Origin of the sequence: Bartonella sp. MR100HLJHH (assembly GCF_042194215.1) — a bacterium.
Taxonomy (GTDB): Bacteria; Pseudomonadota; Alphaproteobacteria; order Rhizobiales; family Rhizobiaceae; genus Bartonella; species Bartonella grahamii.
Genome location: NZ_JBHIMR010000009.1, coordinates 62,113 through 79,773 on the forward strand (window position 1 = coordinate 62,113; position 17,661 = coordinate 79,773).

9 protein-coding genes are annotated in these 17,661 nt (G+C 37.9%); 3 read left to right on the plus strand and 6 right to left on the minus strand.

The window, feature by feature from the left end:
* Positions 1-850: 850 nt before the first annotated feature.
* Positions 851-2,245 carry a TrkH family potassium uptake protein gene (locus tag ACFIJ7_RS06655; protein ID WP_273788411.1) on the minus strand — a complete coding sequence of 465 codons (1,395 nt, stop codon included), beginning with the start codon at positions 2,243-2,245 and terminating at the stop codon, positions 851-853.
* Positions 2,246-2,557: 312 nt separating this feature from the next.
* On the opposite strand from ACFIJ7_RS06655, the gene trxB reads away from it, so the two are divergent.
* The gene (trxB, locus tag ACFIJ7_RS06660) at positions 2,558-3,514 is read left to right on the plus strand and encodes a thioredoxin-disulfide reductase (protein WP_375644873.1); all 957 of its coding nucleotides are present in this window, start codon (positions 2,558-2,560) and stop codon (positions 3,512-3,514) included.
* Between the two features lie 42 nt (positions 3,515-3,556).
* Positions 3,557-4,462: a LysR family transcriptional regulator gene (locus ACFIJ7_RS06665; RefSeq protein ID WP_012754906.1), complete on the plus strand. Its 906-nt coding sequence runs from the start codon at positions 3,557-3,559 to the stop codon at positions 4,460-4,462.
* Positions 4,463-5,606: 1,144 nt separating this feature from the next.
* On the opposite strand, the gene ACFIJ7_RS06670 is transcribed toward ACFIJ7_RS06665, so the two are convergent.
* The 3 genes from ACFIJ7_RS06670 to carB form a co-directional block, all read right to left on the minus strand.
* On the minus strand, positions 5,607-6,809 hold the full coding sequence (locus ACFIJ7_RS06670) for a pyridoxal phosphate-dependent aminotransferase (RefSeq protein WP_375644874.1): 1,203 nt from the start codon (positions 6,807-6,809) through the stop codon (positions 5,607-5,609).
* A 319-nt stretch (positions 6,810-7,128) separates the two neighbouring features.
* Positions 7,129-7,338: a cold-shock protein gene (locus tag ACFIJ7_RS06675; RefSeq protein WP_012754908.1), complete on the minus strand. Its 210-nt coding sequence runs from the start codon at positions 7,336-7,338 to the stop codon at positions 7,129-7,131.
* Positions 7,339-7,582: 244 nt separating this feature from the next.
* Positions 7,583-11,068 carry a carbamoyl-phosphate synthase large subunit gene (gene carB, locus ACFIJ7_RS06680; RefSeq protein ID WP_375644875.1) on the minus strand — a complete coding sequence of 1,162 codons (3,486 nt, stop codon included), beginning with the start codon at positions 11,066-11,068 and terminating at the stop codon, positions 7,583-7,585.
* 816 nt (positions 11,069-11,884) lie between these two features.
* Here carB and ACFIJ7_RS06685 point away from each other — a divergent pair.
* Positions 11,885-12,409, plus strand: a complete 525-nt coding sequence (locus ACFIJ7_RS06685) for a methylated-DNA--[protein]-cysteine S-methyltransferase (RefSeq protein WP_273788414.1) — start codon at positions 11,885-11,887, stop codon at positions 12,407-12,409.
* On the opposite strand, the gene ACFIJ7_RS06690 is transcribed toward ACFIJ7_RS06685, so the two are convergent.
* Positions 12,406-14,727, minus strand: a complete 2,322-nt coding sequence (locus tag ACFIJ7_RS06690; RefSeq protein WP_375644876.1) for an ATP-binding protein — start codon at positions 14,725-14,727, stop codon at positions 12,406-12,408. The genes ACFIJ7_RS06685 and ACFIJ7_RS06690 overlap by 4 nt on opposite strands.
* Before the next feature lie 285 nt (positions 14,728-15,012).
* Entirely contained in the window at positions 15,013-17,640 is a 2,628-nt protein-coding gene (pepN, locus tag ACFIJ7_RS06695) for an aminopeptidase N (RefSeq protein ID WP_375644877.1), read from the minus strand.
* Between the last annotated feature and the right edge of the window lie 21 nt (positions 17,641-17,661).

The following is a 17,661-nucleotide window of genomic DNA, read 5'->3' on the forward strand; positions in this document are numbered from 1 at the left end:
TTATATCAAAAATCTTTTTGAGGAGTGATAAAAAGTGTCTTCCTTAAAGGTTTTTCATAGTCATCAAGAAAACAGCTCAATGATATAAATGTTATTTTACAAAATTTATATTGTCTTTAGTAGAACGCTATAAGAAGTTCTCGAAATTTTGGATAAAAGATTAAAAATGTATACGCTTGAGAGTGATATGTAGTTTACGATAAAGCATATTAGGAGAGAGGAAAGCTATTTTTATTCAGTGATATTTTAGAATAAGAAAATAATGCTTTAACTCAAGTCTAGATATACGGTGTCGTACTGATATTGTTCGTTTTGGAAGACTTAAATAGATAGAAAAAACGTTTTCTTGTCTTTAAAAAGATATTTATGGTGTCTCCATGGGTAAAATAGTCGTACATATTTTCAATAAATTCATAATAAGATGGATCTAAGATCAATATATATATATATATATATGATTTCTATAGATAATTTACCTTTTTAATTTGAATAAGAGCTATCCTCTTGCACATCACAATTGGAAGAAAGCATGTGGTGGATAAAAACTATTGAAGACAGGGTATAAAGAAATTTCTTATAAATTGTCTGAAATGCAGGCTGTTACGACATTAACAGAAAGAAAATAGTACGGTGGTACTAATTTATATCTTATTTTGTGGTACCGACTTGCACCTTATTATTATTTAAGTAAAAATGATGGTGCTTATTTTATATCGTTGATATGATGATTTGTATGAAATTTTAGGAAATCTTCAGTGGATTGAGTGAGGGGTGAATATTATGACTCATACTGTTCACACCTTTTTATGTTGTAAATTTTTTATCATGGTAGAATAAAATGCTTTATGCATTAGAATTGTTCACGCCAGAAAGCGGGAATAAAAAGGACGAATATTGTTATGATTTCAAGGCGTCCAGCTAACATTAGAAAACTTAAAATCCATAAAGCATTATCGTTGATTGTAGAGAAATTACCAGTGGGGCCAATAATATCTCCAAAGCCTGGACCAACATTTGAAAGTGCGGTTAAGACACCGGTAAAGGCAGAGGTAAAGTCAAGACCGGTTGTAAGCAAAAGTGCAGTGCCGATAACAAGGCAAAACATATAAAGACAGACAAAAAACAAAACGGCTTGAGCAACATCGTTTGATATATTTGAGTGATCGTAGCGCGCCTTTACAACGACATTAGGAGAAAGAAGTTTTTCTATATTTGTTTGTGTAATACGCCAAAGAATAATGAGGCGATTGATTTTCATGCCACCAGAAGTAGAACCAGCACATCCGCCTGTAAAAGAAACAATGAAGAAAATTCCAAGCGCAAATGGTCCCCAAAGTTGATAATCTTCAGCGCTGTAACCTGTGGTGCTAATAATGGATGAAAGGTGAAAAATGACATCAAGGAAAATTAAGTGGAATGCGCGATGATCATAAAACCGTAGCCATGCCGCTAAAGCAAAGCTGAAAAGGAGAACGATATGGAGAAAAACAATCACTTGTGGGTCAAGGAAGCGTTTGGAGTGTCCAGGAAGGACTAATTTAACATAAAGTACGAAGGGCAAAGCAGAAAGCAACATGAAGATTGTTGAAATAATTAAGATGGCTGGTTTATCTAAAAAATAACCAAAAGAAGCATCATGCGTTGAAAAACCAGCTGTTGCGACTGTACTCATTGCATGGTTAATGGCATCAAATAAATTCATGCCTGCAGCAAAATAAGAAAGCATACAAGCCAATGTGAGACCAACATAAGCGATGATAATTCCGTTAGCAATTTGGTTGATGCGAGGCAATATTTTTTCAGATTTATCAGATGATTCCATATGAAAAAGTCGTACGCCACCCACACGCAGTGAAGGCAAAAGTAAGAGGGCTAAACCGATAAAACCAATGCCCCCAATCCAGCATATAAGAGAACGCCATAACAAAATACTTCGCGATAAATTATCAAGATCAGAAAGGACTGTGGAACCTGTTGTTGTAATTCCAGAAACAGATTCAAAAATGGCTCCTGCTAGAGAAATGGGAAGAGGAGAAAGATAAAGAGGTAAGGCACCTACGATGCTTCCTGTTAGCCAAAGACAAACAGTGAGCATAAAGCCAAGCCGTGCTGAAAAACGACAAGTAGCTCCCTTAGTTGCTAAAAGAATCAGCGTTGCTAACATGGTGGTTATGGCACAAGAATAGAGAAAGGTTATCCAATTACGATTGTTGTCGTGCAGATCCACAAAAATTGGCAAAAGCATTGCTCCTGCCATGATTAACGCAAAACGTGCACAGACATTGATAATAAACTGAAAAATGACCGTTCCCTATCTTTGTATCTCTTTTTATTATGGTTTTGTGCTCATAAGAATTTACGTTTTTCTCTTTATAGGATAAAGATTAATTCTTAACATTAGGATGCCTTGATGAAATTGGTAATCAGACCTTTTCATAAAACTTGAAAATGAAGTACATATAACATAATTGGAGTTCTTGAAAAATATTTTTTTAAAAGGCTGCATTCCGTTATCATTTATAGAATAATTAAGTTATAATAAAGTGAAGGGGATTTAATGGTACAATCGCATATTCGTCTGCTGATTATTGGCTCAGGTCCAGCTGGTTATACAGCGGCGATCTATGCAGCAAGAGCAATGCTTAAGCCGGTTTTGGTGACGGGCTTGCAGCAGGGTGGACAATTGACAATTACAACTGATGTTGAGAATTATCCAGGTTTTGCAGATCCCATTCAAGGACCGTGGTTGATGGAACAAATGGCGAAACAAGCTGAGAATATGGGGACAAAAATTGTCTATGATACAATTATAAAGGCTGATTTGTTGAAGTATCCTTTTGTCTTATATGGGGATTCAGGAACACAATATTCTTGTGATGCACTGATTATTGCAACAGGAGCTCAAGCGCGCTGGCTTGGTTTAGAAAGTGAACAAACCTTTATGGGCGGTGGTGTGTCCGCTTGTGCTACATGTGATGGCTTTTTTTACCGTAATAAGGACGTTATTGTCGTGGGAGGAGGAAATACCGCTGTTGAAGAAGCACTTTATTTATCGCATTTGGCTAAAAGTGTAAGCGTGGTTCATCGCCGAGATCATTTTCGGGCAGAAAAAATTTTGCAAGATAGGTTGCTTGCTTGCAAGAACGTACGTATCATTTGGGATCATGTGGTGGAAGAAATTGTGGGGCTGCCAGCACAGGGGCCAGTGGGCGCTGTTGTAACAGGGGCACGTCTGAAAAATGTTAAGACAGGTCACGAGATGACAGTGAATGCAGAGGGAATATTTATTGCTATTGGGCATGATCCTGCTGTTTCTCTGTTTGAAGGACAGCTGAAACAAAAACGAGGCGGCTATTTATGGACAGCACCGGACTCAACAGCAACAAGCATTGCTGGTGTTTTTGCTGCTGGGGATGTAACAGATGAAATATTCCGCCAAGCTGTAACAGCTGCGGGAAGAGGATGTATGGCTGCGTTGGAAGCAGAACGGTTTCTGGATATATCTAAGCGTTAGTAACTCATTGAGAACATAAAGAATCTAGAGGTAGAATTAATTGTGGCGCCACCGTTGGATTGGGATAAGTTAAGGGTTTTTCACGCTGCAGCAGAAGCGGGATCTTTTACGCATGCTGCTCAAAAGCTTCATTTATCTCAGTCAGCAGTTTCACGACAGGTTTCGGCTTTAGAACAAGAGGTTGGGGTATCCTTATTTCAACGTCATGCGCGTGGTTTGATTCTTACAGAACAGGGAGAAACTCTTTATCGTACAGCTCATGATGTTTTGATGAAGCTTGAAAGTGTACGTTTGCAACTAAGTGAAAGCTATGCAAAACCAACGGGGCACTTGCGTGTAACCTCGACCTTTGGAATGGGGGCAGGGTGGATTGCAGAGCGTATGCCAGAATTTCTTAGTCTTTATCCTGATATGCAGGTTCAGCTTTTGCTTTCCGATGAAGAGCTTGATTTGACAATGTGTCATGCGGATTGTGCTGTTCGCTTACATCAACCCCAACAACCTGATCTTATACAAAGAAAACTCTTTACAATTCATATGCATGTTTATGCTTCGGAAAAGTATATTGCAAATTATGGAAAGCCGGAAAAATTGTCTGATCTCGATGAGCATCGTATTATTTCGTTCGGTGAACCTGTCCCACCTTATTTGTCTGGTTTAAATTGGTTGGAAAAGGCTGGTAGAAGTGATGGATCATTGCGCGTTTCAGTTCTACAAATCAACAATATCATCTCAATAAAGAATGCGCTTATGCGTGATCTTGGGATTGCTGTGCTGCCTGATTATATCGTCAATAATGATGAGCATTTGGTGCGTCTTTTTCCTGATATGGTTGATATTCCTTCTTTTGATACTTTTTTTTGTTATCCTTATAATTTAAAGAATTTGGCAAGGTTAAATGCTTTTCGAGATTATATTTTTTTAAAAGCCCGTCAGTGGTCTTTTTAATGTTAATGCCTTAATTTATAAGGAATAATTAACTGTTTTACAATTTGAGAATCCCCTAATATTCTTTCGTTTTAAATTTGCCCATATTGAATCAATTAAAACTATTCGTTGCACATTAAAAGTGGATGGAGTCCGTGTGGAAAAATACTTTTGAAAAAAGGGATAAATGTTTTTTATGAATGCTAGCAAATGTGAGGGGTATTATATATTGAAAACTGGACAATCGTGTGATGGTGTAGCTTACATTTTTATATTTAATTAAAAAGAGTGGTACATGATGGAGACAAATTTAAAGCTATGTGTTTATTGCATAGCAGATGCGCTTAAGTCTTTATTGTACTTTTTCTTATAAAATGACATAGAATACTATCTCTTGATTATGTTGCCTCCCAGTGCATTTTCTTGAGTGTTCCCTTACGAAGATCTATCAGATTGATTTTATCTCTGAGGATTTTCCAAATTTGCCGGACGTATGTCCGGCTTTTTTTTATTTTTGAAAGAGCTCCTAGAAATTGCAATATATGGGAGGATGATAAGGAAAAAATTTCGAAACTTGTGGATATCCAACAATTTTTTAAGAATACTAAAATTCAATAAGGAGTTTGAGAGAGATTTATTCTGTTGTAGCATAAAAGTCTGTCTTTTAGGGGCGTGATATAAAATATTTAAAACTTTATACATTGAGGTGCTTTTTATTAGAGTGAGAAGTGAATATTTAAGGCAGGTCTTGTTCATAAAGCCTATGAAGTAAATCAAGTCGTTATTAGATAGAACTTAAAGGAAACTGGATTGTTTACATAACGACGGGAGGAGGCTTCTTCTTCATTTTAGGACGAAGAAGAAGCCGAGAAATAGAAAAGATTTGATTATAAGGGCAATTGTGTTTAAAAGTGCTCGATCTTTTTTAGAGTTATAAATTGAATAGAGAAAGCAGAATAGTTTTTTCATCTCTCATGATAATAAACCGATTCATTTATTTGATCGCTAGATTTTTTTGCTCTTTATCTACAGCCTCTATTGTTGTGTTTATTCATGGATATTTTTACTGAATCGATTGATTCAGACCATGATACAATTTCCGATATTTTCTCGGATATACTGACATTCGGCAAAAAAACGATCACAAGAGATGATATTAAAAATTTTAAACTAAACTGTTGCAAAAGCGCTGTATACGTATACAAGCTTCTTCAAGTAATTCTTCTGATGTTGCATAAGAAATACGAAAAGCTGATCCAAGTCCAAAAGCAGATCCTTGGACGACAGCAACAGCTTCTGTTTCTAGAAGCGCTATGGCAAAGTCTTCATCATTCGTAATACATTGACCGTTGGGTGTTTTCTTTCCAATAAGTCCTGTGCAAGAGGGATAAACATAAAAAGCACCTTCGGGCGTTGGACAGTGAATGCCAGGAGCTTGGTTTAGCATGGAAACAACGAAATCACGGCGTGCTTGAAAAATACTTTTATTTTTAGCGATAAAGCTTTGTGGCCCATTGAGTGCTTCAACAGCAGCCCATTGTGAAATGACACTTGTTCCAGATGTTTGCTGACCTTGAATGGTATCCATAGCTTTAATTAATTCTTGTGGTCCCCCTGCATAGCCGATTCTCCATCCCGTCATCGCATAGGCTTTGGAAACACCATTCATTGTGAGTGTACGCTCATAAAGCGCTGGTTCTACTTGAGCTGGAGTAACAAAGGTAAAACCCTCATATGTGAGATGTTCATATATATCATCGGAAAGAATATAAACATGAGGATATTTTACTAAAACATCTGTGAGTTTTTTCAATTCATTATGTGTATAAGCGGCACCTGATGGATTTGAAGGAGAGTTAAAGATGAACCATTTGGTTTTGGGGGTAATGGCAGCTTCTAGCTCTTGTGGTTGGAGTTTATAAGAAAATTCGGCTTTTGTTTCTAAAAAGACAGGCGTACCATCGTTGAGTGCAACCATTTCTGGATAACTTACCCAATAAGGAGATGGAATGATGACTTCATCCCCTTTATTCAAAGTTGCCATCAAAGCATTAAAAAGAATCTGTTTACCGCCGGTTCCAACAATAATTTGCTCTGGTTCATAATTGAGATTATTTTCTCTTTTAAACTTTGCAGCAATTGCTTGGCGCAATTCTGGAATTCCAGATATGGGGGGGTATTTTGTTTCTCCTCTTCGAATAGCTTCAATGGCCGCGTTTTTGATGTTGTCTGGGGTATCAAAGTCTGGTTCTCCAGCGCTTAAAGCAATAACGTTGCGCCCTAATGTTTTTAAATGACGGGCTTTTTGGGAAGCAGCAATTGTTGCAGAAGGTTTGATACGAGACAGTTTGTCGGCAATAAAAGCCATAATTTTAAATCCTTATATTATATCAACAAATGGTTATTGCTTTAAGGATATTCTATAAGAGATTATATTGTATGCAATAAAAAACTTCCAAAATACTCTTACACGGGCTTTACATTCTTCTTTTTTGAGATTTTTACAAGATAATTTCTTCTTAGATTTTATGAAAGTTTTAGAGGAAGTATAAGGGGGGTGATAAATTGTGCAAAGGAGATAAGCAGTCTTATATTTTAACAAGGTAAAATGATGCTTTATACAAAATAAAAAAATCTTCGTCGTTACAGACGAAGATTTTTAAATAAAATATTGCAGAATTTAAACTTTAAAGGGCAGCAAGGTTGCCAGCGGCAAATTTTCCTGAACGACGATCTTGAAGAACATCATAAGAAATTTTTTGCCCTTCATTAAGACTGTTTAGACCAGAACGCTCAACAGCAGAAATGTGCACAAATACATCTGCACTACCATCACTAGGCTGAATGAATCCGAAACCTTTTGTTGTATTAAACCACTTAACTGTTCCTGTAGACATAGGAAACTCCTTAGAATATATAGTTATATTGAGTATTGAAGCTTTCATTCCTTCAATACGGTTGTAGATCGAAATTAGGTGGGAGAAGTTTCGTCAAAAGTGCAGATCGCACAGGAAAGAAAGTCACGTAACCGAAAATTCGATGAAACCTCTATAAAAGTCTTTAGAACAAAAAGCAAGTCTTAATCAATTTTTATATAAAAAAAATAAGAAAGCAGTGTACCTTTTGCTGAGTAGAAAAAATTCAACTGAAATAACTTTGTAGTGAACGTACTTCAAGGCGCCTTTTTTTGAGTGCTTTGATCGCTTCTACGACGGCTTCGGCTCCAGCTATTGTTGTATAATAGGGAACATTTTGCATGAGTGCTGCATAACGTAATGATTTTGAGTCTGAGATGGCACTGGCAGTGCTAGTTGTATTAAAAATCAATTGAATTTGGCGATTACGAATGGAATCTTCAATATGAGGATGCCCTTCTAGGACTTTGTTGATTTTTGTTGCTTCAACGTGGTGTTCGGTAAGAAATTTATGTGTTCCACTTGTGGCAACAACAGAAAAGCCAAGCTCAGTTAAACGTTTTACAGGATTTAAGATGCGTTTTTTATCTTCATCTCTTACAGAAACGAACAAAGTTCCCTCTTTAGGGAGTTTTACACCAGCTCCAAGTTGTGCTTTAGCAAAAGCAAGCGAAAATTCATAGTCAAGTCCCATAACTTCACCGGTTGAGCGCATTTCTGGACCAAGAAGTGTATCAACACCTGAAAAACGAGCAAAAGGAAACACTGCTTCCTTGACGGCAATATGTTGTTTTTTCTGCAAGGAAGGTAATCCACCATAAGCTTGAAGAGCATCATGAAGTGTTTCTCCTGCCATAATACGTGCAGCCATTTTAGCAATAGGGCGACCAATCGTTTTTGCAACAAATGGGACAGTACGTGAAGCACGGGGATTGACTTCTAAGACATAAATGGTGTCATCTTTTATAGCATATTGTACATTCATTAAGCCGCGAACATGAAGTGCTTGTGCTAATGCTTTGGTTTGGCGCTCTAATTCAGTAACTATTTTATTTGAGAGCGTACGGACTGGTAAAGAACATGCTGAATCACCAGAGTGGATACCAGCTTCTTCAATGTGTTCCATAATACCAACAATCAGTGTTTCGTTGCCATCACATAGACAATCAACGTCTACTTCAATTGCTTCTGTTAAATAGGTATCAAAGAGAAGCGGATTTTTACCAAGCAATATATTGATTTGTCCTGTTGTGTCGTTAGGATAACGGACTTTGATATCTTCTGAAATTAATTCTGGGACACTTTCAAGTAAATAATTTTGTAAGCTACGTTCATCACGGATAATTTGCATAGCACGTCCTCCTAAAACATAAGAGGGACGTACAACCAATGGGAAGCCTAGTTCGTGGGCAATGAGGCGTGCTTGTTCGATGGAGTGAGCAATACCATTTTGAGGTTGTGTTAAGTTAAGTTTAAATAACAGTTTTTGAAAGCGATCTCTATCTTCTGCTAAGTCGATAGCGTCAGGTGAAGTACCCAAGATGGGAATGTTGTGTTTTTCTAGAGCGCTTGCCAATTTCAAGGGTGTTTGTCCGCCAAATTGGACGATGACTCCAACCAAATCTCCTTTTTCCTGTTCTGCTTCTAAAATAGCGATAACATCTTCTGTTGTTAAAGATTCAAAGTAAAGGCGATCAGAGGTATCATAGTCGGTTGAAACTGTTTCAGGATTACAGTTAATCATAATCGCTTCAAAGCCTGCATCACGCAGTGCAAAAGCAGCGTGGCAGCAACAGTAATCAAATTCAATACCTTGCCCAATGCGGTTTGGTCCACCGCCTAAAATAGCAATTTTTTTGCGTTCAGAAATGTGTGCTTCCGAGTGCTCTATACCTGCAAAGGGAACTTCATATGTTGAATACATATAGGCTGTAGGAGAAGAAAATTCAGCAGCACAAGTGTCAATCCGTTTGAAGACGTGTTTAACATTCAGTGATTTGCGTAAAGCTGCGATATCATCGGGTTCTTTTCCAGTAAGGGAGGCTAATCGCGCATCTGAAAATCCCATAGCTTTTAACATACGTAAGTTATCTGCGTCTTGGGGTAATCCATGAACGCGGATACGCTGCTCCATTTCAATGATGGAGGCTATTTGTTCTAAAAACCACGGATCAATTTTGCTAATTTGGTGAATCTCATCTAAGGGTAAGCCTGTGCGCATGGCTTGAGCAATATAGCGTAGACGATCAGGGCTTGGTATTGCAATGGCGGAGCGTATAGAACTTTTTTCATCACCTTCAGCATGCTCTGGAATAACAATTTCATCAAGACCCGTAAGTCCTGTTTCAAGTCCACGGAGTGCTTTTTGTAACGATTCTTGAAAAGTGCGTCCAATTGCCATGACTTCTCCTACAGATTTCATCGCAGTTGTGAGGACAGGTGATGAACCGGGAAATTTTTCGAAAGCAAAACGAGGAATTTTTGTCACAATATAGTCAATAGAAGGTTCAAATGATGCTGGTGTTGCACCACCCGTTATATCATTTTTTAATTCATCAAGAGTATAACCAATAGCCAGTTTAGCGGCTACTTTGGCAATGGGAAACCCCGTTGCTTTTGAGGCAAGCGCTGAAGAGCGAGAAACACGTGGATTCATTTCAATAACAATGAGGCGCCCATTTTCAGGATTGACAGCAAACTGTACATTGGATCCCCCCGTTTCAACACCAATTTCACGCAAAACAGCAATCGAAGCATTACGCATACATTGATATTCTTTATCTGTTAAGGTGAGAGCAGGCGCTACAGTGATCGAATCACCGGTATGAATCCCCATTGGATCAATGTTTTCAATAGAACAAACAATGATACAGTTGTCGTTCTTATCACGAACAACTTCCATCTCATATTCTTTCCACCCTAAAACACTTTCTTCAATTAAAACTTCAGTTGTAGGCGAAGCTTCAAGACCGCGTTCGATAATTTCATAAAATTCAGAACGATTGTAAGCGATTCCACCACCGGTTCCACCAAGGGTAAATGAAGGACGAATAATAGCTGGAAGTCCAACAACATCAAGAGCTTGAACTGCTTTTGCTGTTGCATGGGCGATATAATGTTGTTTGCGATCAGTTTCGGTATGTCGCCAGTTGCGCTCAAGTTCTTCGAGTGCTTTGTCAAGTGCAGCACCAGAAAGTTTTGCTTTAAGTTCAGCACGCGTTTTTGCGTGCTGTCGGCGATTTTCTTCTTTTAGTTCTGTTGCATTGGCTAACATAGAGCGTGGCGTTTCCAAACCGATTTTTGCCATCGCTTGGCGGAATAAAGCACGATCTTCAGCTTTATCAATAGCATCAGCATTGGCCCCTATCATTTCAACATGATAGCGGTCTAAAATACCCATACGCTTTAATGATAAAGCAGTGTTGAGGGCTGTTTGTCCTCCCATAGTGGGCAAAAGGGCATCGGGACGTTCGTGGGCAATAATTTTGGCAACTATTTCAGGAGTAATGGGCTCTATATAAGTTGCATCAGCTAGATCTGGATCTGTCATAATCGTGGCAGGATTAGAATTTACCAAAATAATTCGATAACCTTCTTCTTTTAATGCTTTACAGGCTTGTGTGCCTGAATAATCAAATTCACATGCCTGACCAATGATAATAGGTCCTGCTCCGATGATAAGAATAGATTTTATATCTGTGCGTTTGGGCATGGCTTTTTCCTATGACAAATATCTGTGCGCGATTGTTGCGGGTAAAATATTTCAGTTCTGAGGCTACAGTCATTTTATAAGTTAAGTGACAAAGAAAGTAAGCACTAAAATACCTTTTCCATGCTTTTTTTCATAAAATTGAAGATAAATTTCTTTTTTGAGCTGAGTCATCTCGTCAGTATATCAAAAGTATGATCTTTGATAAAAAAATAATAGTAGTACTCCAACAAATTAGAATATTTAAGCATACTGTGGAGAATAAAAGCCGGAACATCTTTTCAATCCATTGCCGGCACATTTTGTGTTTTATGACGTTGTTTTCCTAAAGAGGGAGCGCACTTTTTCTGTTGCTTGTACAACATAAGCCACTATTGATGGTTCGATGGGATTTCGTAAAATGAAATGGGAAGTTTATCTTGTTGTTCCGTAAAATACTGCCGTTTAGAGCTGTGATATAAGGTATGAAAATTTACTACATTAAGGTGTTTTTTGTTAGAGTATATGATAGAATTCAGGGCGGGATTTGTTTTTAGAGAGCTTGTGAAATAAACCATATGAAATGGTCTTAGTTGGAATCTGTTAGATAAAAAGCAAGATTGTTGATAGATCGGTTCTGGTCGAACTTTCCGTTTTAGGGTAGGAAGAAAGTCAATTGATGTATATTTCCATTTCATAAAAGGGTGAGAGTGTATTTTAATACAATGGCTAAGGAGATAATTTCAGAATGATTTTGTTTGCTGTTAAAAGATAGTGAATACTCTCTCTTTACTTTATGGATGATGTTCAAAAATATTTAAAAATATAAAGAAGGCTAAAATGCTGAACATTTCCCAAACGAGAATATTCTGTCTGAAAGATGTATCAATAGGAAAGCTTTTGGTGGCTAGGTCTCAAAAAGGGATTTGTTATATAGCGTTAGGAGATACTATAGAACAATTATTACAGGAGTTTACGATACGATTTGGCAATGCACAACAAGTTGTAGGTGACAATACATTTAAGAGAGAAGTTGCTCATATTATAGCTATGATAGAAACACCTAAGTTGGTCAAAAAATATAATTTTCCCTTAGATATAAATGGTACAGTTTTTCAACGACAAGTATGGGCAGTATTATGTGATATACCATGTGGTGAAACAATTTCATATGAAGTCTTAGCATGCCGTATTGGTATACCGAACGCTTTTCGTGCCGTTGCTAATGCGTGTGCACGTAACGAATTGGCTGTTATCATTCCGTGTCATCGTGTTGTGCGTAAAAATGGTTTTATTTCAGGGTATCGTTGGGGATCCAAACGGAAACAGATTTTGCTACAACGAGAACAAAATGGAGGAATTTAATTTTGTGTGATGGGCATTATAATCGTTACAGTTGTCCCTTTCATTTCTTTTGAGGTAATTTCAAGTTTTCCTTTGTGGAGTTCTAGCAAGGAGCGTGAAATGGCTAAGCCAAGACCTGAGCCCGTGTGAGATTTAGTAAGCTGATTTTCAACTTGTTCAAAAGGTTGCCCAAGTTTTTTAATTGCTGATTGGGGAATGCCAACACCTGTATCTGTAATTTTAAAAATAAGGTTGTTTTTTTTCTTGAAAGCACAGACATCAATATTTCCGCCAGAAGGCGTAAATTTAACGGCATTAGAGATGAGATTAAGGAAAATCTGTTTCATAGCACGACCATCAACTTCAGCATGAAGTTCTGGGGTAATGTTTGTTGTAACAACAATATTTTTTTCTTGAGCTTGAGGCGTTAGTGTCCGTACTGCTTCACTAATGATGGGCTCAAGATCGGTATTTTTACAATCAAGCGAAAATCTTCCAGCTTCAATTTTTGACATATCAAGGATGTCATTGATAAGGGTTAGAAGATGGGTTCCCGAATTGTAAATATCATGCATATATTCCTTATAGCGTTGTGAGCCAAGAGGTCCAAAAGTCGATTGCAACATGATATCTGAAAAGCCGAGAATGGCGTTAAGTGGAGTGCGCAATTCATGGGACATATTAGCCAAAAACTCTGATTTAGCTTTGTTAGCACTTTCAGCACGCTCTTTTTCTGCCTTGAGACTTTTATTAAGTTTTTCAACTTCTGAGGCACGTTGTTGAGCACTTCCTCGAGCACGTTTGAGTTCTTGAATAAAAGAAAAAAGACGCCTTTCACTGTCTTCAAATTTTTCCTGTTGTTGTTTAAGCTCAGAAATGTCAGTACCAATACAAACCAATCCTCCGTCTTGGGTTCGCCGTTCGTTAATTTTGAGCCAACAACCATCTGCCGTTTGGCGAATACTGGTTAAGTTACCAGTACCATCATCTTTAAGGGGATATTCACTGAGTGCAGGGCGTGCCATGGCTTCGACGGTTGCACGTTGGATACCGGATTGTAGAATTTGTTTAGGAATAGCAGCATATTCGCAAAATTTGCTGTTGGACATGACTAAACGTCCTTCTGAATCCCACAAGACGAAAGATTCTGAAATGTTTTCAATTGCATCACGGATACGAAGGTCGGCTTGCGCTGTTTGTTCAGCCAATTGTTGCTGTTCACTAATATCGAAGGAAATACCAACCAAATGGGGTTCTTCTTCTTCAGTAACTTCAGCACGAATGCGCATCCAGACATAATGGCCATCGGCATGACGCATGGGAACGTTAATATCGATATGCCTTTTTTTACCGCTCATTAATTCCTGAGCAAGATCAAAAAAATTCGCATCATTTGGATTGATAATGGCGCTAATTTGGGAAATTGAGAGCAATGCATCTTGAGGGACATAGCCCAGCATTTCATACATTGCTCGTGACCAGTAGACGCGTCCACTTGCCATATTCCAATCCCATAGTCCACAGCGTCCACGCATCATTGCCATATCAATACGGTTTTGAATTTTTTCTGAGACAAGATCCGTTTTGCGTGCTCGTACAATTTGGTTGTAATAAGCATAAAGAAGAGCGAGGATAACGCCACTAGTTCCAATGAACAGGGTTATATTTAACGAGAGAATTTTCCGCCATTCCATGGCGCTATCTTGCATTTTTTCGCTAATGAATACGCCATATTGCCCATTTTCTGTTTGCTGAAATGAAGCAAGAGCAGGGGCATCTTTTCCTATTGTGATTTTCATAATTCCAACGTGCTGTCCAAGAGATTGTAAAGCAATGCTGTCAGAGATAAAATCTTGCAAAGGTTTTCCTAAAGAAATCTCTGAACTGGATGAAGCTAAGACATTTCCTTTTTGATCAATAATGGCGATCAGAGTGCTAGGATTAATAAGATCTTGATTACGAAAAGTGGTGAGGATATTTTGCAAATGACTATGAGAAAGGGCAGAGACTTTTCCTTTCTGAGAAACAGCCAGTAAGTCATGATTAATTGTATTGGTAATATGAGAAGCTAAGAGAGTGATGGTAGAACGCGTGTTCTTATCAATCGTGTTACGCCAATCATAGAGTGATATAAAACGAATTGATGCAAGTACAATAAGAAATGCTAAAATAACAAACGGAAGTGAGCGACGCAACCAAGGTTCAATAAAGAGAAGCTTTTGATAGGCGGAGCCAGAAAGCAGATGAATACGTTTTTTCTGCGCTTTATGACTTGGAGCGCTCGATTTTGAATCAGTATACACCTCCGTTGGCGCATGATATGCGTCCAATTTAGCCATTTCCAGTTCCTTTAATTATGGAATAATGTGATTTAAAAACTGCTTCGATATTCATAGTAACCCCATCGAGTGCAATGAATCAAAACAGGAGTCTTCTGTCCAGTCTTTTTTTTAAAAAAAATAATTTTACTTCTATGAACTTGGAATATGAAAAGGAAAAGGCACTTTAAACATGATCTATAAACAGGCTTAGATTGCCTGTTTATAGATTTAATGATGATCGAATAGTCTGTAGAATTTATTTAAAAAATATTATAGAATATTGATTTAAAATAATTTTTCGTTTCAAGTGAGCAGACGGTTGATAATATCAGCGACATCGCTTGATAATTTTGGCGCAGCAGCAATTGTTTTTAATTCAGTTTCAAGTTTTTGTTGTCGAATGGGTTCTAATTGTCGCCAAGAGCGCATCGTCGTTAATAATCGTGAAGCGAGCTGTGGATTTTTTTTGTCAATTTCCAAAATGATTTGGCAAAGAAAATGATAAGATGCTCCATCCATCCTGTTAAAGCCCGTGAGATTGTTAGAGGAAAAGACACCGATTAGGGAACGCACACGATTGGGATTGTCTTTTGAAAATAGCGGGTGTTGCATGAGCTTTTGAACATTCTCGAGCGTTGATGCCCCTGCAACCATTGCTTGAATGGAGAACCATTTATCCATGACCAAAGGATCATGGTGATAGCGGTTTTCAAAATCATTTAAGGCATTTTGCGCCTGCTCACTTTCTTTAAAACGCTTCACGAGAACAGCGATACTAGCCATACGGTCAGTCATATTATCAGCTGTTGCATATTGTGCGGCAGCACGATTTGGATTGGCCTCAGTAATGGAAAGATAATCCAGTATTATATTCTTTAATGCTCGCTTTCCAGCTTGTACAGTGTTTGATGAATAGGGCTCTTTGGTTTGCATTTGCCCATAAAATTTTGTGAAGAGCCCTTGATGTGTATGTGCGAGCGAAGCTAAAAACTGATTGCGCACATGATGAATACGCTCTGGGTCAACATTTTTACCAAGTGTATGGGCAAGTTCAACTTCGCTCGGTAAACTTAAACAAAATGCACGAAACTCAGGTTCAAGACTTTCATCTGTAATGATAGCTTCAATCAATTTTATCAAAGCAGAGGGCATCCCCTCTTTTGCTTTTGTTTCATCTTGAATGCTTTGAATCAAAGCTTGCGTCATTAAATGATTAAGAGATTGCCAGCGATTGATGTGATTGTCATCATGTTGTGCAAGAAAAATAAGTTCGCTTTCATTGAATGGAGTTTGTAGATTGATTGGCGCAGAGAAGTCTCTAAGCAGTGATAAAACAGGTTTTTCACGCAGACCCTTTAATGTAAACGTTTGGTTTTCCTTGGATAAAAGCATAACGTTTGATTGAATATCTGTATCCGCTTCATAGGTGAGGTTTTCTCCATTATGTCCTAACAAGCCAAATAATATAGGGATAAGCATGGGCTTTTTTGTATTTTGTTGTGGGGTTGCCGGAATATGTTGCTTTGCATGAATTGTTAAAACACCATCGCTATAATGACTATCGATTTCTACATTTGGTGTTCCAGCTTGTTCATACCACAACATGAATTGGGAAAAGTCTTGACCAGATACTTCAGCAAAACAGGTGATAAAATCTTCAATTGTACAAGCTTGTCCATCATGACGTTGAAAATAAAGATCAGTACCTTTACGAAACAGAGAGGGTCCTAAAATAGTCCGTATCATGCGAACAACCTCAGCACCTTTTTCATAAACAGTTGTGGTGTAAAAATTGTTAATTTGGCTATATTGACGAGGACGTACAGGATGAGCGAGGGGACCAGCGTCTTCGGCAAATTGAGTAGCTTTTAATGTTTTTATATTTTCAATTCGCTGTAGGCTGCGTACATTTTGATCTGATGAAAATTCCTGATCACGATAAACAGTGAATCCTTCTTTTAAACAGAGTTGAAACCAATCGCGACAGGTAATACGATTACCACTCCAATTATGGAAATATTCATGTGCAATGACACGTTCAACATTTCTATAATCCTGATCGGTTGCTGTTTCAGGATCTGCGAGAACATATTTATCATTAAAAATGTTAAGTCCCTTGTTTTCCATTGCTCCCATGTTAAAGTCGGACACAGCAACAATATTGAAAACATCAAGATCATATTCGCGCCCAAAACATTGTTCATCCCAACGCATGGAACGTTTAAGAGCATCCATTGCATAGGTTGCGCGTTTGGTTTTTCCTTTTTCCACATAGATACCAAGCTCGATACGTCGTCCAGATACAGTTGTAAAATGATCTTCTAACTTATCAAGATCTCCACCTACTAAAGCAAAGAGATAAGATGGTTTGGGATAAGGATCTTCCCAAATGGCAAAATGGCGATTATTCTCTAAAGTTCCTGTTTCCACTAGATTACCATTTGAAAGCAAGATTGGGATTGTTTGGGAATCTGCTTCAATTTTCACTCTATAGGTAGAAAGAACATCTGGGCGGTCGTAAAAATAAGTAATACGACGAAAGCCTTCCGATTCGCATTGTGTGCAATAAACACCATTTGAAAGATAAAGGCCCATAAGTTGGCGGTTGCTTTCAGGATTCAGTTCCGTAACCAATTTCAATGTAAAAGGAGCCGCTGGTGGGTTTGTAATTTCTAAACGTGAAGGCGTCACTTTATAAGTGTTTGGGGCTAACGTCTCACCATTGATAGAAACGGAAATTAAAGTAAGATCATCACCAGAAAGAACAAGAGGTGTTAATTCTTTTGTATTGTGACGGGGTTCAATAGACAATATGGCTGTAACATAGGTTTTTGTTGGTGCCAATTGGAAGGAAAGTTGTGTTTTAGGGATAGCGTAAGGGGTTGGCTGGTAGTCTTCCAAACGATAAATAGATGTTGTTGGCTGTTCCATAGTTTTTCCCATTCGTATTTT